The sequence below is a fragment of the Desulfosalsimonas sp. genome (assembly GCF_046483245.1).
Taxonomy (GTDB): domain Bacteria; phylum Desulfobacterota; class Desulfobacteria; order Desulfobacterales; family Desulfosalsimonadaceae; genus Desulfosalsimonas.
Window position 1 is genome coordinate 12,193 of the sequence record NZ_JAWODO010000009.1, and the last position, 19,728, is coordinate 31,920.

The 19,728-nt window shown below is 54.9% G+C and carries 15 protein-coding genes and 1 pseudogene; 5 read left to right on the plus strand and 11 right to left on the minus strand.

Annotation, left to right across the window (positions count from 1 at the left end):
• Positions 1-27: 27 nt before the first annotated feature.
• The 3 genes from rpsD to rplQ all read left to right on the plus strand — a co-directional run bounded on the left by rpsD (position 28) and on the right by rplQ (position 2,203).
• On the plus strand, positions 28-657 hold the full coding sequence (rpsD, locus tag R6U41_RS01255; RefSeq protein WP_410268015.1) for a 30S ribosomal protein S4: 630 nt from the start codon (positions 28-30) through the stop codon (positions 655-657).
• Between the two features lie 135 nt (positions 658-792).
• Positions 793-1,818 (plus strand): DNA-directed RNA polymerase subunit alpha, encoded by a 1,026-nt coding sequence (locus R6U41_RS01260; protein ID WP_410268016.1) that lies wholly within the window; start codon positions 793-795, stop codon positions 1,816-1,818.
• Between the two features lie 7 nt (positions 1,819-1,825).
• A complete protein-coding gene (rplQ, locus tag R6U41_RS01265; protein ID WP_410268017.1) occupies positions 1,826-2,203 on the plus strand; it encodes a 50S ribosomal protein L17 in 378 nt (125 codons plus the stop codon).
• Between the two features lie 58 nt (positions 2,204-2,261).
• On the opposite strand, the gene R6U41_RS01270 is transcribed toward rplQ, so the two are convergent.
• The 11 genes and pseudogenes from R6U41_RS01270 to R6U41_RS01320 form a co-directional block, all read right to left on the minus strand.
• A complete protein-coding gene (locus R6U41_RS01270; RefSeq protein ID WP_410268018.1) occupies positions 2,262-4,772 on the minus strand; it encodes a DNA internalization-related competence protein ComEC/Rec2 in 2,511 nt (836 codons plus the stop codon).
• A gap of 78 nt (positions 4,773-4,850) precedes the next feature.
• Positions 4,851-6,095: pseudogene (murA, locus tag R6U41_RS01275) on the minus strand (UDP-N-acetylglucosamine 1-carboxyvinyltransferase); the annotation flags it as partial.
• Positions 6,096-6,227: 132 nt separating this feature from the next.
• Positions 6,228-6,398 carry a hypothetical protein gene (locus R6U41_RS01280; protein ID WP_410268019.1) on the minus strand — a complete coding sequence of 57 codons (171 nt, stop codon included), beginning with the start codon at positions 6,396-6,398 and terminating at the stop codon, positions 6,228-6,230.
• 30 nt (positions 6,399-6,428) lie between these two features.
• Positions 6,429-7,667 (minus strand): menaquinone reductase integral membrane subunit QrcD, encoded by a 1,239-nt coding sequence (gene qrcD, locus R6U41_RS01285; RefSeq protein WP_410268020.1) that lies wholly within the window; start codon positions 7,665-7,667, stop codon positions 6,429-6,431.
• Positions 7,668-7,698: 31 nt separating this feature from the next.
• On the minus strand, positions 7,699-8,520 hold the full coding sequence (qrcC, locus tag R6U41_RS01290) for a menaquinone reductase iron-sulfur cluster-binding subunit QrcC (RefSeq protein ID WP_410268021.1): 822 nt from the start codon (positions 8,518-8,520) through the stop codon (positions 7,699-7,701).
• 45 nt (positions 8,521-8,565) lie between these two features.
• Complete coding sequence (locus R6U41_RS01295) at positions 8,566-10,839, minus strand: molybdopterin-dependent oxidoreductase (protein ID WP_410268022.1); 2,274 nt, start codon at positions 10,837-10,839, stop codon at positions 8,566-8,568.
• Positions 10,840-10,900: 61 nt separating this feature from the next.
• A complete protein-coding gene (gene qrcA / locus R6U41_RS01300; protein WP_410268023.1) occupies positions 10,901-11,536 on the minus strand; it encodes a menaquinone reductase multiheme cytochrome c subunit QrcA in 636 nt (211 codons plus the stop codon).
• A gap of 176 nt (positions 11,537-11,712) precedes the next feature.
• On the minus strand, positions 11,713-12,546 hold the full coding sequence (ccsB, locus tag R6U41_RS01305) for a c-type cytochrome biogenesis protein CcsB (protein WP_410268024.1): 834 nt from the start codon (positions 12,544-12,546) through the stop codon (positions 11,713-11,715).
• A gap of 38 nt (positions 12,547-12,584) precedes the next feature.
• Complete coding sequence (locus R6U41_RS01310) at positions 12,585-13,988, minus strand: cytochrome c biogenesis protein ResB (RefSeq protein WP_410268025.1); 1,404 nt, start codon at positions 13,986-13,988, stop codon at positions 12,585-12,587.
• Between the two features lie 194 nt (positions 13,989-14,182).
• Positions 14,183-14,947 carry a DUF362 domain-containing protein gene (locus R6U41_RS01315; protein ID WP_410268026.1) on the minus strand — a complete coding sequence of 255 codons (765 nt, stop codon included), beginning with the start codon at positions 14,945-14,947 and terminating at the stop codon, positions 14,183-14,185.
• A complete protein-coding gene (locus tag R6U41_RS01320; protein WP_410268027.1) occupies positions 14,947-17,868 on the minus strand; it encodes a M16 family metallopeptidase in 2,922 nt (973 codons plus the stop codon). The genes R6U41_RS01315 and R6U41_RS01320 overlap by 1 nt, the downstream gene beginning before the upstream one ends.
• Before the next feature lie 298 nt (positions 17,869-18,166).
• Between R6U41_RS01320 and R6U41_RS01325 the strand changes: the two genes are divergently transcribed.
• Together R6U41_RS01325 and R6U41_RS01330 are read left to right on the plus strand one after the other, a co-directional pair.
• The gene (locus tag R6U41_RS01325) at positions 18,167-19,390 is read left to right on the plus strand and encodes an inorganic phosphate transporter (RefSeq protein WP_410268028.1); all 1,224 of its coding nucleotides are present in this window, start codon (positions 18,167-18,169) and stop codon (positions 19,388-19,390) included.
• A gap of 24 nt (positions 19,391-19,414) precedes the next feature.
• A partial coding sequence (locus R6U41_RS01330; RefSeq protein ID WP_410268029.1) for a DUF47 domain-containing protein occupies positions 19,415-19,728 on the plus strand: 314 nt, incomplete at its 3' end.

The following is a 19,728-nucleotide window of genomic DNA, read 5'->3' on the forward strand; positions in this document are numbered from 1 at the left end:
TATATATCTCATCCAAGGGAGGAAGCATTGTCACGATATCGTGGATCTGTATGTCGGATATGCCGCCGGGAGAACTTGAAACTTTATTTCAAGGGCGATCGGTGTTATTCGGATAAATGCGCCTTTGACCGGCGCAGTTATCCACCGGGACAGCATGGCCAGCGGCGCGGGGGAAAAATCTCCGACTATGGACTTCAGCTTCGGGAAAAACAAAAGGTCAAGCGGGCTTACGGCTTGTCGGAAAAACAGTTCCGGCTGTTTTTTGAGCGCTCCGAGCAGAAAAAAGGGGTTACCGGAACCAATCTGCTGGTGATGCTTGAATGTCGGTTGGACAACGTCGTTTATCGTTTGGGATTTGCCAGTTCCCGGGTCCAGGGCCGTCAGTTGGTCAAGCACAATCATTTCCTCATCAACGGCCGGAAGGTCAATATTCCTTCTTACCAGGTCAAACCCGGAGACGTGGTTGAAATCCGGGAAAAGAGCCGCAGTGTGGCAGCTATCAACGAGGCCATCGAGTCCATGGTGCGCCGGGGCATGCCCCAGTGGCTGGAGCTGGATAAGGAGGCGTTGAAAGGCAGCGTTAAAACCTTGCCGGTTCGCGACGATATCACCATGCCGATCCAGGAAAATCAGATTATTGAGTTTTACTCCAAGTAAACTTTGGAAATTCCGGCATACCGAGCTTCAAGAGCCGTTGCCGGTCTGATGCAGGACAACTGAAATCTGATTTGGTGCGACTCCTGACTACCCGGAACCAAGGCGGATGGATATCAAACAGGTGGGAGAGTGAAAATGCCCTTGAACGAATTGACATATATGAACTGGCGGGACATGATCCGGCCCGGCAGGGTTGAGATCGACCAGCAGACAGCCACCTATGGCAAGTTTGTCTGGGAGCCGCTGGAGAGGGGATTTGGCATCACCATTGGCAACTCCCTGAGGCGGATCATACTTTCGTCGCTTTACGGCGCTGCCATCACTTCGGTCAAGATCGAAGGGGTGATGCACGAATACAGCGCTGTTCCCGGGGTTTTGGAAGATGTTTCGGAAATCATGCTAAATCTCAAAAAGGTTCGGGTGAAAACCGATGATGCCGAACTCAGGACCATGACAGTGGAAGCCCAGGGCGAGCGGACCGTTACGGCCGCCGATATCGTCAGCGGAGACGGCCGGGTTGAAGTGTTGAATCCGGCGCAACATATCGCCACGCTGACCTCGGAAGGCAACCTGCAGATGACCCTGACGGTACAGGCCGGCAAGAGCTATTCCCTGGCCGAGGCCAATCGGGACCCGGAGGCACCTGTTGGCACATTGCCCATTGATGCGATCTTCTCACCCATTTACCGGGTCAATTACCTGGTGGGCAACGCCCGGGTGGGACAGCGGACCGATTATGACAAGCTGACAATGGAAATCTGGACCGACGGATCGGTCAAGCCCATGGATGCCATTGCTTATGCGGCCAAGATCTTAAAAGAACAAATGCATTCATTCATTAACTTTGATGAAGATCAGGAACCTGCGCCTCCGGATGAATCCCAGGAGGAATCCACGCCGCAGTTCAACCCGAACCTGTATCTGGACGTGGATGAGCTTGAGCTTTCCGTTCGAAGCGCCAATTGCCTGAGAAATGCCAATATCCGGAAAATTTACCAATTGGTCCAGAAGACCGAAAATGAGATGCTGAAAACCAAAAATTTCGGCCGCAAATCCCTAAACGAGATTAAGGAACTGTTGTCCGAGATGGGGCTGTCGCTGGGTATGAAACTGGAAGGATTTGTGCCCCCGGACGATGACCAGGATCAGAAAGAGGAATAAGATAGCCATGCGACACAAAAAAAGCGGAGTCAAATTAAATCGCACCAGCAGCCATCGCCAGGCCATGTTTCGCAACATGGTCACCTCCCTGCTCAAGCACGACCGGATTAAAACCACGGATGCCAAGGCCAAGGAGCTTCGCCGGTGGGCGGACCATATCATCACCCTTGCCAAGCGGGGAGATTTGCATGCCAGGCGCCAGGCCCTTTCCATCGTACGGGAAAAGGCCGTGGTACACCAAATTTTTGCCGAAGCGCCCGAGCGTTTCGGTGATATCAACGGCGGTTACACCCGGGTGGTGAAACTCGGCTGCCGGCCCGGAGATGCCGCACCGGTATCGATGGTGGAACTTACCGGCGAAAAGCCTGAGGCGGCTTCCCGGTAAACATTGCGCCGGACTTCCCCGGACTCCCCATGATGTCGTCAGGCAGTTGAATCCGGATTCAATAATTGTGGCCCCGGTTTAACATTTGGTTAAACCGGGGTTTTTGTTTTGTTCGGATTTCCAGTGTCCCTTCATGAATCCGGATCCTGGCAGCCCCGTGCCTGTCTGTGCGCAAAATTTTTATATTTCGGTTTTCATACCGATTCAGTACTGATTGCGACGGCATTTGATACCGCCCCTCCCTTACTGGAATAATAACAGTTTCCGGCCCCACGGCATCGAGGAACCCTGATGTTGAGGATGTTTTGCTGCCGTGATGAGGGGCGATCAATATATCGGCCTCTGCCTTTTCTCCGGCTTGTTCGAGCACCAAGCCTTCTGCGCAGGCCTCAATGTCGCCGGGAAACAGTATGGCTTTCCCATGGTATCTTACGCGTACCACCAGGGCGCAGTTGTTGGCGCCGCTGCAAGGTGCACAGGCAATTTCGGCATCAGGATGCGGGAAAAGGATCTCAAATCGTGCCCCGTGGATTTTCCTGCCGGCATTGACACGATCCAGGGGTGGATGGAAAATTTGTTTTTTGTCTATGATTTCTTGAAATTTTTTGTATCCGCTGGTATCCGCACTGATGTGGGTGCTGAGGACTTCATGGATCTGGAAATGGTTTAAAATGTAGAGCAGTCCGTTTAAGTGGTCTGAATCCGGGTGGGACAATACCACCGTATCAATGGTCCCGATTTTGCGCTGCCGCAGGTACGGCGCCAGAATCCGGGCGCCCACGTCAAACACGGAATTATCTGAAAACCCGCCCCCGTCAATGAGCATGGTATAACCCCCTGGAAATTCCACTAGGGAGGCATGGCCCTGGCCCACGTCCAGCACCGTGACCCGCAGATCCGAATGCCAGAGTCGTTTGTGAATCCAGTATCCGGCATCTGCAGCAGATACCAGAAAAATCGGGACAAGTCCAATGGCCGCCAATTTCCGGATTCCCGGGGTTTCCCCCCGCCATATCAGCCCCAATCCGGCGAGCAGTCCGTATGCGCAGATAACTTCCGGCACTGTCGGGGAAAAGGTCTCAAAGGCGCCTACCGGAGAATTTGCAATCATTTTTATCAATGATATAGCCGGACCCAGCAGCCAGTGGGCGCAAGTCAGCATCCACCAAGCCAAGGTGCCGGAAACCAGGAAAATCAATGCGCCGGCCAGGCCCAGGGGCACCACCATGAATCCAATCCAGGGCACCAGGACCAGATTGGCAATTACTCCCAAAACCGAGGCCTGTTGAAAATGATGCATTACAAGGGGCAGTGTGCCGGCAATGGCGAAAACCGAAATCAACATAAAATTTTTGATTCGGCCAATAAGCCGGGGGACTGTTTTTTCAAGGCCTGCACTGGGTTTGAAAAACAAGTGGATTCCGTAAAAAATGGCGGATACGGCGGCAAAGGAAAGCTGAAAGGAGACGGAAAAAAGGCTGGGCGGGTGAATAATGCAGATGATAAAAGCCGCTATCGCAAGGGTGTTGATGCGATGGTAAGGCGCAGCCCGGGCGATGGCCGTAAGAAAGATCGCGATCATGACAACGGCCCGCTGGGTGGATGGTGAAAATCCTGAAAGCATTGCATAGCAGATCACAGGCACCAGTGTCAGCATTGCGGCAATCTTGAAGGCCCGGCCGGTGTAAAGAAAAATCCGGAAACGGCTGATTATCCATGTAAACCCCATGAATGCACAGACAGAAATGATTCCCATGTGGAGACCGGATATGGCCAGCAGGTGACTGACTCCAGCCCGGTTAAAGGCTTCCTGCAATTCAGGAGAAATCCTGTGGCGTTTGCCCAGCACAAGGGCGGCGAGCACGGCCCCGGCATCATCGGCGCCAATGCTTGCAATTGTTTCATTCAGCCGGATTCTCAACCCGTGTATTTGATTTTGAAAACCGGGTTTTTGTGTGGAAGGCGGCGCTTTCTTCACCCGTTTTCCGCTTGTATATACCCCAGCCCAGATGTTTTTGTCAGCCATGTACTGCCTGTAGTCAAATCCACCTGGATTGTTGAAATTTTTAAACATGCGGATTATGGCCCGGAACCGGACACGATCACCCGGAAATAACTCCGGGGTTTTACCGTAGAAAGCCGCCTGAATGCGGCCGGCAGGTTGGTAAAGCTCGTTTTTTTCACCAGAGATTTCCAATTGATCCAGTACGCACCGGGTGCGGAAGGACTCGATCCGTGGCGGACCGGTAATTGTGCCGCAAATTTCCATGTAGCCTGAATCAAAAAGGGGCTTTGTTTCAGGTGGGGGAAAGAAAGGAATCTGCCAGGAGGCAATGGAAACCACGCCAAGGGCGAAAAATAGTAAAAGGGGGCAAAGGCGCGCTGGTTTTTGACAAGTCAGCCGCCGCGTCAGGTAAAATCCGGCTGTTGCAGCGGTAACCCAGGCTCCGGTGAACAAAAAGGGCAAGGCAGTCAGACGGCCGACGATCAGGCCGGCCATGAAGGCAAACAGCAGGGGGGTCAGGGGCAGGCGGTAGAAATGATCGGCTTGTAAATCCCGTCCTGCCATGGGATGCTAATTTTCCGGTCCTGTCCGGCCGGATGCCGGCTCCGTGCAGGAGCCACCGGCGGTTTTGGGGTTTTGTTGGACCCGTTCAATGTCTGCCCCGAGGCTTCGGAATTTGTCCTCAAGGGCGGCATAGCCCCGGTCCAGATGATAAACCCGGCTGATGCGGGTGGTGCCTTCGGCCACCAGTCCAGCAAGAACCAAGCAGGCGCTTGCGCGCAAATCAGAGGCCATCACCTGGGCCCCGGACAGGCGGGCAGCTCCGCGGACCATTGCATGGTTGCCGGATACCTGGATATCGGCGCCCATGCGCTGGAGTTCCAGAACGTGGATGAAGCGGTTTTCAAAAATGGTTTCCGATATCATGCTCAGGCCGTTGGCAATGCACATCAGCACCATGAACTGGGCCTGCATGTCCGTTGGGAAGCCGGGATAGGGAAGGGTTTTGATATCCACGCTGGTAACCGGGCGGCGCCCTGTGACCCTGATGGCCCCGTCGCTGGTGTCCACCTCTGTTCCGGTTTTTTTGAGCTTGGCCATCACGGCTTTCAGATGTCGGGCATCTGCGTCTAAAATCCGGATGCAGCCGCCTGTCAGGGCGGCTGCCACCATGTAGGTGCCCGTCTCGATTCGATCGGGAATCACGCGGACAGTGGCCGGATAAAGCCTGTCCACCCCGTCAATAGTTATGGTGGACGTGCCTGCGCCCGATACCCGGGCGCCCATGGCATTTAACATGTCTGCCAGGGCCGAGACCTCGGGTTCCTTTGCGGCGTTTCGCAAAACCGTGGTTCCCTTTGCCAGCACAGCCGCCATCATGAGATTTTCAGTGCCGGTCACCGTGGGCACGTCAAAAAAGATTTCACTGCCGGTCAAAGATTTCGCTTCAGCCTGGACATAGCCGTGTTCCAGGGTGATGCGGGCCCCGAGCCTCGAAAAACCTTCCAGGTGCATGTTAATGGGCCGGGCGCCAATGGCGCATCCCCCGGGCAGAGACACCCGTGCCCGGCCAAGCCTTGCCAGCAGGGGGCCGAGGACCAGGACAGAGGCGCGCATCTTGCGCACCAGTTCGTAGGGAGCCTCCACATCATTGAGGCCGGTGGTATCCACAATCAGCCCTTCCGGGGTTTCGGTGATTTCCGCACCAATGGTGCAAAGCAGCTGGCGGATGCTTTCAATGTCTTTTAAATCCGGAACATTGGTAAAGCAAAACTGCCCCACGGTCAGAAGGGAGGCGGCAAGCATGGGAAGGGCTGCGTTTTTGGCCCCGCTGATTTCCACATCCCCATTTAGGCTGCGGCCTCCCTGGATTACGATTTCATCCAACGCAAAAGCTCCTTTTGAAAGGATATAAAAAAAGCGCCGCACACCCGCTTTATTCCGGCAAACAGGGCGAGTGCGGCGCTTTTTTGTGAAAATTCCGCCCCGGAAAAAGCTGGTCAGGGCGTTGAAATACTTTTAATGATGCCCGTGGCCGCCTTCTCCTGCCTCGTCTGCCGCGGTATCAATCAGTGATTTAATAATGCAGTAAGTCATGCCGGCGCCGATGATGCTCAGGGCATACCACAGGCCGCCCATGAAGACCAGATGTGAAATATCCCATACCCATTCAAATGCAAACGGAAACATAATATTTGGCTCCTTTTGTTATCGGTGCGGCTACTGGCCCGGGTTGAGTTCTTTTTCGTGTGGAAACACCGGCAGATACCGGTACGCCAGGGAGATCAGGATGGCCCCGTATGCCACGGGCAGGATGGTTGTGGCCACTTCCTGCCATGTGGGTATGTACATGTACCAGTCCTGGAAGGGCAGAAGCGGTGCAGCCATGACCTGGAGCACCATGACCCAGCGGTTGATGCAGACGCCCAGCACCGCCAGGATGGCGGCGGTCACCAGCAGGGATTTGTTTTCCCGCCACTTGCGGGTGATTAAAATCACGGCCGGCACAATGCCGCAGATCACCAGTTCGGCAATGAGAATCCAGATCCCGTATATTGGATTGTTGGAGTAAAAATCCATGAGAGAAAAGCCCTTGGAAGGGGCTGTCACAGCCGCCCAGTACCAGGTATCGGCTATCTTGACAATCATGTAGGTCAGAAGCATCCATCCCGAGATCTTGGCAAGGAGTTGAAATGCCTCCGGCCGGACCAGTTTCTTTTGGGTGATTTTTTCGGTCAGCCATGTGACCAGCATGGTAAAGCAGGGACCCACTGCCGCAGCCGACCAGGTAAACAGGAAAAATGTCCAGGGCCAGATCAGCAGGCCCTCGCGATAGGCAAAGGGCCGGGCGTAGAGCACGCCGGCGACACCGCCCAGAGAGCCCTGATGGAAAAACGACAGGAAAACGCCTGTGGCCGCAAACACGGCCATGACTTCATGCAGGTTGTGGCTTAAGTGATGCAGGAAGGGGATTCGGTCAAGTTTGGGATTTTCCAGCACCAGGGGGATAAACTCAATGGTGAGTACGGCAAAATAGCACGACAGGCAGAAGGCCACCTCGGTGAGCATGGAATGCACATTGGCATGCCAGAAAATAAACCATCCACGCAAAGGCTGGCCAATGTCGAGGGCCAGGATCAGCAGCGCCGAACTGTAGCAGATAAACCCGATAATCACGGCATAATTGATAATGCTCTTGAGTTCCTTTTTGCCGATGATATAGGTCAGAAAACCAGAAAAAAAGGCGCCGCCGCCCAGGGCGATTACCGCCAAGTCCGCCCAGATCCATAAGGCAAAACCATAGGCGTCATTCATCCCGGTTTGGTTTAAGCCCTTGTACCATATCAAAAACATGGCATAGACGCCCCACAAAAGTACGGCGCCGACTACTGCCAGCCACAGTGTAAATTGTCTGGTGGGGCATCGTTTCACACCTTCGGGAATCGCTGGTGTCGTCATGATCAGTTAACTCCTTGGTGTTTTGTAAAAATTAATGGGTTGCCGCTGCCTTGCGGGCTTTTTCCCGGATCTGCTCGGGGTTTTCACCTTCCAGGTAGTTGTCTGCAACCCGCCGGACCCAGCTTTTTGAACTCAGGTAATAAACTTTTGGATTGGTGTTGAGCCGTTCCAGCAGGCGAAAGGCGTTTTTGTTCCGGCTCAGACTGTAGACCGCATGATCCGGATTGTGCAGGTCCCCAAAAGTGATGGCATTGGTGGGGCAGGCCAGGGCGCAGGCGGTCTGGTATTCATCTTCATGCAGCTCCTCTCTGCCCTCCACATACGCTTTGTCACGGGCCTTCTGGTACCGGTGGTAGCAAAAAGAGCATTTCTCCACCACACCCCGCATGCGGGCGGATACATCCGGATTGAGGTACTTTTCCATGTCCGCCGGCCATTTGGGGTCCCACCAATTGAATTTCCGGGCATGATAGGGGCAGGCAGCCATGCAGTAGCGGCAGCCGAAGCACCGGGTATAGATCTGGCTGACAATGCCGGTGGGATAGTCATAGTCTGTGGCCACCGCCGGGCAGACCGATACGCAGGGAGAATGGCCCTGCATGTGCTGGCCGTCACACTGCATGCAGGGCATTGGAATGTAGCAGACCTGTGTGTCCGGAAACGGCTTGCCATTGTCCACCTTCATTACCCGGATCCAGTTGAGACTCCGCATCTTGTCGGATTCATCCTGTCTGAACGGTACGTTGTTTTCAGCATAACAGGCCACCATGCAGGCACCACATCCGGTGCATTTGTCCAGATCAATGACCATCCCGTATCGTTTTGTCTTGGTATGTTGGGGTTGCTGTGTCATCAAAAGACCTCATTATCGGGTTATATGTCAAGGATGATGGCGATATCAGGCTTTGGCAATCGCGGCTCTGGCCCCCCATGCGGCATTGAGTCCCGAGGCGGGGTCGGCTGCCGGTGCAATCAGGCCGTAGACATTGACACCCTTGCCGGCGATGTAGTCGCTGAACCCGGTGCGTCCAAGGCCGGCGGGCATGGCCACCAGACCCGGCATGATGCCTTCAAACAGGTTGACCCGAACCTGGGCACTGCCTGCGGGGGTTTTAACCGTGGCCTTATCCCCCTGGGACAGGTTGTATTCAGAGGCGGTTTCAGGGTTGATCTCCACAAACACATCCTGCTGATAAATAACGTCTTCGTCCACGGTTTTGGTCATAAACGGCGTGTTGGCCACAGCACCGCCGGAGATGCGCATGGTTGAATACGGCACCAGCAAAAGCGGCAGATCCTTGGGGTCCCCGGGCAGGGAAATGGCTTGAACTTCCGGTTTTTGATTTTTGCTGCCCGGGTTTTGCAACCCGGTTCCGGCAAGGAATTCAAAGCGCTGGGAAGATGTTTGGAAAAGTTTTTCCAGGGAGTTGTCCCGGGACGCGGCATCTGTCCAGTAACCCTGTTTCTCAAGGGTCTTCCACTGCTCCGAGAGGGTTTTTTTCAAAAAGTCCTCGTTATTTTTCCAGGGAAAGGCGTTTTCCATGAATCCGCCGAGGTTTTTGGCGACTTGAATGATCACATCCCCGGTGTGCCGGGTGTCATAGGCCGGCTTGACCACCGGCCGGGCCAGGCTGATGACGGTTTCAGTCATGCCCGCGGGTGTGGGCACGTCCTGGTAGGATTCCAGAAAATGGGGATGGGGCAGCAAAAGGTCCGCCTGCTCTGCGGTTTCGTCCATAAAGGTGGAGAAACTCACGATAAATGGTATTTTTTCAAATGCCTTTTTTGCGGCCTGAGTGTCGGCCAGGGTATAGAGCGGGTTGCCGCCTGTCACAATCAGGGCCTGGACCGGAGAGTCACCTTTTGCCGAATTGATTGCTTCAGGCAGCCGGTTTGGCAGGTGGCGCGTATGGGAAAACGGTTCTGTTCCCGCACCGTCGATCCGGGGCTGCTGGTTGCCGGCAGAGGCTGTCTTGTCGATTTTCATTTCCGTCCAGCTCAGGTAATCAGGCTCGTCAATGACAAACACGCCGCCGGGTTTCTGGAAGTTACCGGCCAAGGCATTTAATGCAAAAACTGCAAGGGCCTGATCCAGGCTGGCTGCGGCAGGGCCGCCAAACCCGCTGACAGCCAGGGGCCGGCGTGCGCGGGCAAAGGAGCGGGCCAGAGATTCAATGGTTTTTTCCGGCAATCCCGTTGTTTTTGTAATCTTGTTGGGAGAATAGTCCTTAACCAGGGTGCGGTATCCGGGCAGGGTTTTTCCGTCCTCATCCTCCCGGTCTTCAAATGCAAACCCGTGGTTGTCAATAAATGCTTTGTTATATAGTCTGTCACGGACCATCACATGGCCGATTCCAAGGGCCAGGGCGGTTTCGGATCCGGGTTTGGCGGGTACCCACTGGGAGGCTTTGGCCGCGGTATCCGATAATCTGGCTTCGATCTGCACCAGCCGTGTTTTTTCATCCATCTTTCCGAAAGCCGACATCATCTGTCCGGCTGCATCACAGCCGTCCATTAGGGCGGATCCGAAGCTGAGGATAAAGTCGGATTCCTTGAAATCGTAACCGATGGTGCCCTGTCGGCCGCAGCACAGATACAGCGCCAGTTCCTGGGCGTCTTGAGACGACGGGGTGCGGATGAAATTGGGTGATCCGTACGCCCGTAAAAATCGGTCCAGCAGGTATGCAAGGGAGTTGCGGTCCGTATCCGAAATGCATGCCACGGTATGGGGTTTGCCCCGGGTCCGCAGCTCGGCCAGTTTTTCAGTGACCGTCTTGATGGCTTCGTCCCAGGAGATTTTTTCCCATTTGCCCTGACCGCGTTCACCGGACCGTTTCATGGGGCCCTGAATTCTGGATGGGCCGTAGAGGTGCTGGGTTGCTGAAATGGCCCTTGGACAGAGGCTGCCGCTGTTGACCGGGTGATCGGGCTGGCCTTCGATTTTAATGGCCCGGTCGCCGATGGTGCGGACTGTTATACCGCATCCGCCCGGACACTGGGTGCAGACCGATTTCACGAATTTGCTCGGGCCGTCTTCTGGCACCGGCGCCCAGGGCCAGTTCTGGGACCAGATGGCGATGTCGTCGGTTAGTTTCCATGGCACCGGGGTCAATGTTGTCCCCACGGCTCCGCCGATGACGAGCGACAAAAAACATCTGCGATCGATTTTCATGAATCTACCCCTTGTCTGTATATCCACATCGCGTCTGTGAGATTGGTGTTTCCCGCAAAATCTATTTATGACACTGGAAGCAGTCGCCTTTGCTGCCGGTTTCTTTCAGGTGACATTCAGCGCAGTCGTTCATTTTCTGGCGGCGGCCGTGTTCGGCCTCGCCCAGGCGCAGCATGCTTTTGCCCCAGATGTCTCGGCTGTATCCGGTAAGCCGGTTTTCCTGGTATTCGCGCAGTGAATCAGATTCGCCGATATCCCCGTGGCAGGTGGCGCACTCCATATCCGCGCCTCTGACATGGGCGGCATGGGAGAAAAACACACAGGGCGGCTGCTCGGCATAAATCAGCCAGGGTACTTCCTTGTCCTCATTGACATATTCTTCGACAAGTTTCTGCTCGTCCGGATCATCCGTCATGGGATAGCTGTGGCAGTCTTTGCATTCAGCAAGGCTTGGAGCGCCGGAGAAGCTTCCGTCATCCCGGAAAAAATGGCAGGACTCGCAGGAGCCTAACTGCTCCATATGGACCTGGTGGCTGAAATCGATGGGCTGTTGCTTGGTGGAATACAGCAGTTTTGGAAAGGCGACCCATCCCGAGATGATGCTTGCGACCAATCCGATCATGAAGAAAACAAATACCACCCAGCCGGAGGAGCGGTTGCCGGCGGCGGCCGTTTGGTTGTCCGATTGTGTGCTCATGGGGACTCCGTCAAAACTGTTTGGGGTTCATCGGAAAATGGACAATACCACTCTTTCTTATAATGGATATATGTAAAGATCCGGAACAGATTTGATCAAGACAAATCCAATATCGGGTTTGAGCAAAATTGTCAATGAAAATAGCAAATGCGTTCTGCGTGCAGGCAATACCTGGCTTATTGGTAGCTGTGCAGCCCGGGCAGCAGATTGACCCCGAAGTAGGTAAACAAAACAGCCACAAACCCTATACACGAAAGATAAGCGATGCGCCTTCCCTCCCATCCCCGCATGAACCGGGCATGCAGCAAAGTGGCATAGATCAGCCAGGTAATCAGCGACCATGTTTCCTTGGGATCCCAGCCCCAGTAACGGCCCCAGGCCTGATCCGCCCAGATGGCGCCGGTGATAATGCCCACGGACAGAAACAAAAAACCAAAGGCGATCATCTGGTGAGTCAGCTCATCCATTGTCTCCACGTCCGGAAATCGTCCCACGGTTCCGGTATCCGGGCTGGCAGAAGCCGATTTGATCAAATACATGATGCTAATACCGCAGGCAATGGCAAATGCGGCATATCCCAGAAAGCAGGTGATGACATGGGCAATGAGCCAGTTGCTCTGCAGGGCTGGAATCAGGGGCTGGATCTGGCTGTCCACCGAGGGCAGCGAGGCATAGGCCATGGCCAGAAACGGGACAATGGAGGCAAATGCGCCCACGGTGCGGACCTTGTAACGATATTCCACCACCAGATAGATCACGGCAATGCAAAGGGCAAAAAACACCAGGGACTCATATAGGTTGGACAAGGGTACATAGCCGTAGCCCATCTGGTGGGATTCCGCCCATCTGAGCACAAAGCCTGCGGCATTGCCTGCGGCCGCGGCGATCAGCACCCCTGTGGCCGTTTTTCCCGGCAGGGATTTTTTAAATATCCAGGCGGCAACATAGAGAATAAATGCCAGGCCATATATAAAAGTGACAATGGTAAATATGGTTTCGCTGTTTGGCATGGTTTGTCCTGTGCAGTATTTGACCGTTTGGCACTCGGTTATCCCGTCGTGCGTTGGTTTGTTTGTTTTTGAAGCTTTGCAGCCAGGCGCCGCACTGCAGTTTTGATGCCGGGCCGCTTGCGCTCAGAGATGCCCCCAACTGCAACCCGGACACCGGCGTCACTGTCCTGAACCTCAATGCCGATTTTCTGCTGAAACATAAAAAATGTTACGTAACAGGCCAGAATCATCAGGGCGAAACTGATATATACCAGCGGAACCCCCGGATCCCGGGTCACCTGAAGGCCGGTGTAGTAGGTATACTCCACGTCTTCAATGGATATGGCATAATCTCCTTCCCGCATCCGGTCGAATTTGGGATAGTTCACTGGCAGCAGCACCGGCCGCTGCTCTCCGGATGACGTATTCAGACTTGCCAGAAACGCCGGGCCCACATTATGGCCCCTGAAGGCAAAATTGCCGGAAAAATCCTCCACAGTCAATTCCCCCTTACCTGCGGGAAGATCCACTGTTTCTCCCATGGCTCCCTGTTTTTCAAATCGCATCCCGGACTCGGTGTCGGTAAATACCACTGTAAATTTTTCAGCGGCGTTTTGCCCGTAGGAGGACTGGAAAATATTGATGCCCTTGTAGCGGAGCGGATCATTGACCCGCAGGCGGTGTGTTTCAACCTCTTTTTCGTTTTCCACGATGGCGATGTCTGAGCGGTATTCCTTTGGCCGGCCGGAGGGGTAGTGGGAAACCGCAAAATCATCGCACCGCACGGAAAAATCCAGCTGCCGGGTCTCATCGGAATTGCGCAGGGTGATGGTCCGGCGGGTCTCACCCTCGGGTACGTTCATCATCCCCTCAAATCCGAATAAAGATCCAATCAGTCCTCCGATGACCAGCAGGACCACGCTCAGGTGAACGCCGTAAACCCCCAGACGGGTCCACCGGCCCCTTTCCCCGAAGATCCACCAGGAATCGTTCTCCTGCCGGGTCTGCACGTGGGAATAGCGTTTTTGCATGTATTGTTCGATGACGTCTTTCAAGTCCCCGGCCGGGGTGTCTGGCACTTGCCACTCGATGCGGCCGGCGGCCTTTTTAAACCGGTCAGGGTTGAAATGGGTTTTTTTGGGGAAAATGACTTTCCAGGTGGCTTTGAGCCTGCGCACCGAGCAGACCACCAGATTGATGACAAGCAGGCACAACAGCAGCCTGAACCACCAGGACTGGTACATGTTAAAGATGCTGAGCGCATCGAGCACAGAATAAAGATCCGGCCCGAACTTGCGGGCGTATACGGACGGATCCGCGTTCTGGGGAATGACCGTGCCGATAATGGATGTGACTGCCAAGCTTAGCAGCAGCACCACAGAAAGCCGCACTGAGGCGAAAAAATCCCAGATCCGGTCCATGAAGGCGGCCTGGGGGGTTGATGCGTTTTTTCGGTTGTTCATAAAAGGCCCTTTGCAAAGATTGAATCAAGCGCTTGTCCGGATGTAACAGGAGCATGAAGGATTTGCTGCGCGCCGGTTTGCCCCCTCATACCAGATCCGGCCGTCCCAGGCAATAGTGATCGGAAAGCCGCCGGCATTTTTTTATCCGCCTGCAAGCCGGGCCTTGTCGACTGCTTTTGTCATCCGGGCGCTTATCAAATCGGTTTTTTGAGATGGCCGATACCTTGCCAGTCCAAACCCAGAAGACCGGCTGCTGCCCGGTCCACGGCCACCGGGTCAAACCCGGCGATGAGTTTTCCAACCGGCGGATCGCACTGCCGCCCGCCCAGGTGGGAGTCGGCCATGCCCACCGAGGCGTCAACCAGACTCAGATCCGGCTGCCGGTAGCGGTTTAAATCCGCAATGGCCTCCTGGAGCCGGCTGTGCAAAGCGGCCTTGTTCCATGCCCCGCCGCCGGAATAATGCGACGGCGGGGCAAATCCCATCATGTTTTTCAGCGTTCCGGTCATCTTCGCAAGAGTGTGGACCTTTAACACGGGAACAGAGATGATAAAACAGGACAAGGCGATCTCCGGCATCCAGAACTCGGGCAGGCGCCGGCAGGCCGGGTTTTTCATCTTTTTTAAGTCTTCGGTGTTTAAGTCGGCCAGCCGGATTTGTTTGCGTGCAGCCAGCCGGGTATATCCCAGAGTCTCAAAAACGGCCATGGTGTCACAGGACGGATCTCCGGTGCCTTCGGCAATGATGATTTCAGCATCCGGATTGCAGGCACGCACGACATCGATAATCGCCTCGCAGCACATGGGCGATGTGGTCACCGGAAACGGGCTTTTGGTCACAAGGTTGGGCTTGATCAGGATCCGGTCCTGGCCGGCCAGTACAGGGTTTGCCCCAACCCGGGCAAGGGCTTCGGCCATGGAATTGCCATATGTGGTAAAGTCAACAATTGCCGTTGTCATTATTGGTCATCCGGTTCGGGCGGTCCGTTGTCTGCATCCCCGGGTTCCGGAAGGATACGGATATCGGCCGCATGCGCCGGTTTTAGCCATTTCCTGGCCGTCTGATTGATTTCCTCGACGGTGATGCAGGTATAATCCTCGAGCAGGGTGCGGCTCCACTGAAGCTGTTCCGGGTGGCGTCCTGCGCCCTTGAGTACGGTGTGCAGCCAGTACTCATTGGTTTTGATCTGTTCGCGAATCTGGGTAAAAGTCGGTTCCAGGGCGCGCTTTAATTCATCTTCAGTAGCTCCGTTTGCCTGGAGTTCGGCGGCAATCCCGTCCATGGCTTGCTCAACGGTATCCATTTCGTCGGGATCAATGACCGCATAACCGGTAAGCAGGCCGTAATCCGGATATGCCCGGCTCGGGGAGTGGCCGGCGCCCTGGGCATAAGAGGCCCCGAGTTTTTCCCGGATCCGGATGCGCATCCGGTCGGAGACAATATCGGCAAGCACAGACAGCCGCCGGGCCTGATGAATGTCCCAGATATGGGTGGTGGGATAGGCGGTCACGAGAAGCGCCTTGGAGATGCGTGTGGGCACGGAAAACTCAATCTCTTGGTTTTTGGGAAACTCAGGGGTGCTGACAGGTGCAGACTCCCGGAAATCCCTTCTTTGGGGCAGGGATCCGAAATAGGTGCTTGCCGCGTCAATGACGGCATCTTCGTCAATGTCGCCCACCACTGCGATTTCAAGGGGCCCTTTGGTCAGAGCCGGGGTGATCCAGTTGCGGATATCGCCCAGGTCGACCTGTTCAACGGACTCCGGGTCCGGGAATCCGAACCGGCAATCTCCGCCGGCCAGAAATTTTTGGCCTTTGATGGCCATGGCGCCCTGGACCGAATGGAAAAGGGACCGGTATTTCTGGGTCAGCTGCCGGGCGCTCCGGCGCAGGGCCGATTGCCGGAATCCCGGGTCCTGTATATAATGGTTGAGCAATTGAAACATCAGTTCGGTTTCATCCGGTACCGATTTGGCGGAAAACACAAACTTGTCTTCTTCCACGTCAAAGGAAACCTTCGTAGTGGTGCCGGCAAGGGCCCGGCTGAGTTCATCTTCTGAGAGTTCTGCCAGTCCGCTGGAATCGATGACCCGGTCGGTCATCTCCGAAAGCGCGGGCATGTCCTGTGGTTCCGAGGATTGGCCATGGCCGAAGCTCACGGTCGTCAGGACCTGGTTGGCGGTAAAATCGGTTTTTTTGACCAGCAGGGTGACGTTGTTTGCAAATCTGACCCGGGTCACCCCGGTTTCATCCATTTTCGTCCGGTCCGCGATAGCCGCTGCTCCGGATGGCGCCGGCAGATAGGGAAACGCAAGGGCGTCTTGCGCATCCGGTCCCTGTACTTCGGTCTGCCGGCTCTGCTGGTATGCATCAGCGATTTTCTTTTTTCCGGTTTCAGCGTCATCTGCCAGATCCGCGTTTCCGGTCACCAGCACAAGCCGGTGGGATGGGGCCCATTGGCTTTTTAACATCTCATGCAGTTTTTCCGGCGTGGCGCTGTCGATCACCGGCTGGAGCAGGTCCCGGCGCTGGGCCGGGGACTGGAAAACCCGTTTGGTGTTCAGATGGTGCAGGAGTTGTCCGGCAATCTGTCCGTTTTCTCGGGTGGGAGCGTTTTTGACCGCTTGTTGCAGGTCATTGGCAAATTCCTTTTTTGCACGGTTGACCTCGGACTCTGTAAATCCGTGCTCCTGGGCCCGGCGCAGGGTTTGCTCGATAGAGGAAAGGCTTTCTTCCCAGTTTTCAGGATCGCATTTGGCGCTGATTTCCGCGGCTTTGACAAATTTGAGATAATGGCCGGAGTAAATATCGGCCCGGGTAAACGGGGCGTCCTGCTCGTTGCGCAGCCGGTCCAGGCGGTGGCCGACAATGCTGTCGGCCATTTCCGACAGCAGTTGTTTTTGCTGATAATCCCTGCTGTCGGCCGGTTGTGGATCGCGGGTCAGGGTTTCAATGGCCACCCTGGTGCTGCCGGCTTCGGGTTCGTGGTGGTAAAAAGGCTTGAGCCCATCATGATCAAAATCGTCAAATTCCGGTTCTGGTTTTTCCGGAGCCTTTTCGGCAAGGCCGGAAAAGCGTTTTTCAATCAGATTTTCCATGGTCTCCGGGTCAAAATCGCCCACGGCAATCAATGTGAGCCGCTCAGGCCGGTACCAGGTATGGTAAAAGGTTTCCAGCATCTGCTGGTTGATGTTTTCAATGGTCTGGCGGGTGCCGATGGGCATGCGTTCGGCAATTCGGGTATCGGGCAGCTCAAAGCGCAAGGTTTCTTTGAAGGTTCGGTAATCCGGGGTGTCCCGGGTTCGTTTTTCAGCCAGGATAACGGATCGTTCCTTTTCGACTTCCCCGGGCTCCAGCAGGGCTTCTGATGCGAAATCGCGCATGACCAAAAGCCCTTCGTCTATATCCTTCTCATTGCCGCGGGGCAGGTCAATGTCATAGGTGGTGTTGTAAAAACCCGTGCGGCCGTTGACATCCGGGCCGAATTTCATGCCGATGCGCTGGAAGTATTTCACCAGTTCGCCGGATGGAAAGTTGCGGGTGCCGGCAAAAAGCATGTGTTCAAGAAAATGGGCGATCCCGCGCTCCTCCGGGGTTTCGTGAAATGATCCGGCATCCGCGTTCAAGTGCATTTTTACCCGGCCTTCGGGTTTTTGGTTTTCCATGAGCACATAGGAAAACCCGTTGTCCAGTTTTCCGAAGATAAGTTCGGGATCAGGGGACAGGTCGCTTTGTTCATGGGCCCAGCCGCTGGTCTGGTTTTGCGGCGTCTCCGGCGGAACCCGGCCGGGAACCAGTGTCCGGCAGCCGGCGGCTGTCAGCATGACAGTTAGAATGCCAAAAAGAAGAATTTTCCACGCAGGTTTCATTGTTTTTTTCACGGCAGCTTTCCTATATTGTGAATGGGGTAAAAATATGAACAATTACATTAATACGCACGACTGCGCCCGTCAAGCCGATCCGTTCAGACCGGGCTGCCGGCCGAAAAAGAACATGAAGGTCAGGCCATGAACGAAAACGGAAGGTCTGTTTGCCGGCGCAGGACGGAAATGGTTTTTGCGGCTTGAACGCCGAGGCTGGGTGTGTTATGGGAGCACTACACAAAAAAAACAGGACACCTCGATTTTTGGCAAAGTGATTTTTCCTGATAATAAAAATAGTTATAGGTAGAACAGGCCCATGGAATATGTCATTCTGGTTTTAGGGTTTACCATCGGGTTTTACATGGCCTGGAACATCGGGGCAAATGATGTGGCCAATTCCATGGCCTCGGCCGTGGGTGCAAAGGCGATTACGCTTCGGCAGGCCATTTTCATTGCCGGCATTTTGAATATTGTGGGTGCGGCTTTTATTGGTTCTCATGTAACCGATACCATCCGCAAGGGCATTGTTTCACCGGATATATTAAATGACCCGCATGTTGCCCTGGTCGGTGCCTTATCCGCCCTGCTGGCCGCAGCCCTCTGGGTGTCGTTTGCCACCTGGAAATCCCTGCCGGTGTCCACCACCCATTCCATCGTGGGGGCCATGGTGGGATTCGGTATTGTCACGGGCGGTTTTTCTGTGATCAACTGGGCCGGTCTGGGGGCGGTGGTGGCCAGCTGGGTGATCTCCCCGGTGTTTAGCATGGTGATCGCCTTTGTGATGTTTAAGATTATTGTTCGGATTATTTTGTCCCGGCCCGATCCTGTAGGCACGGCCTTCCGGTTTTCGCCTCTTTTTATCGGCATGGCTGTGTTTGTGGTCATCATGTCCTTTGTGTTCAAAACCCCGTTGGGTAAAAACCTGGCGCTGAGCACGCCCATGGCCTTTTCGAGCGCACTGGTTTGTTCTGTTCTGCTCGGTTTTCTGGGAAAACACCTGTTGCTTTGGTTCAGAAACGTACGCACCGGCGAAGAGGGCGCAGAGGGCATTTTCCGGCGCATTCAGATCGGGACCTCCTGCTACGTTGCCCTGGCCCAGGGCGCCAACGATGTGGCCAATGCCATCGGCCCGCTAGCCCTGATTTATTTTCTGGTGACAACCGGAGAGGCCGGGCAGACAGTTCCGGTTCCATACGTGCTTCTGCTGTTCGGCGGCGTGGGTATTGCCGCAGGCATCGCCATGGGCGGTGCCCGTGTGATCCGTACGGTTGGCGAGCGAATCACCACCCTGAGCAATAGCCGGGGATTTTCCGTGGACTTTGCCGCCGCCACAACCGTTTTGCTGGCCTCCAAAATGGGGCTGCCGGTTTCAACCACGCATGCAGCCGTGGGCGGCGTCCTGGGTGTCGGCCTGGCTAGGGGGCTGGAAGCCGTGAATTTTAGCGTTATTTTTCGGATTATGCTATACTGGGTATTAACCGTGCCCATGGCTGCTTTCACCAGCATGGTGTTGTTTAAAATTATTTCCCGGATTTTGTAATCATCCTTCGAAGGAGGCGTTTTCATGCGTATTCCGTTTTTTTCCCTGTTTATTACATCCCCCTTTGACGCCTTGCGGGATCATGCCGAGAAGGTCAAAGAATGCGCCTGGGCTTTCCAGCAGGCCATGGAGTGCTATGCCTCCTCAAGATGCGAGGTGTTCGAGGATCACCGGCAGGAAGTCATCCGCATCGAGCATGAAGCCGATGCCATCAAGCGCAGAATTCGCGGGCACCTGCCAAAGGGCGTCATGCTTCCGGTGGAGAAGTTTCAGTTGTTTCAGTATCTGCGGGAGCAGGACAGCGTTCTCGACAGTGTCCAGGAGGCTTTAAACTGGCT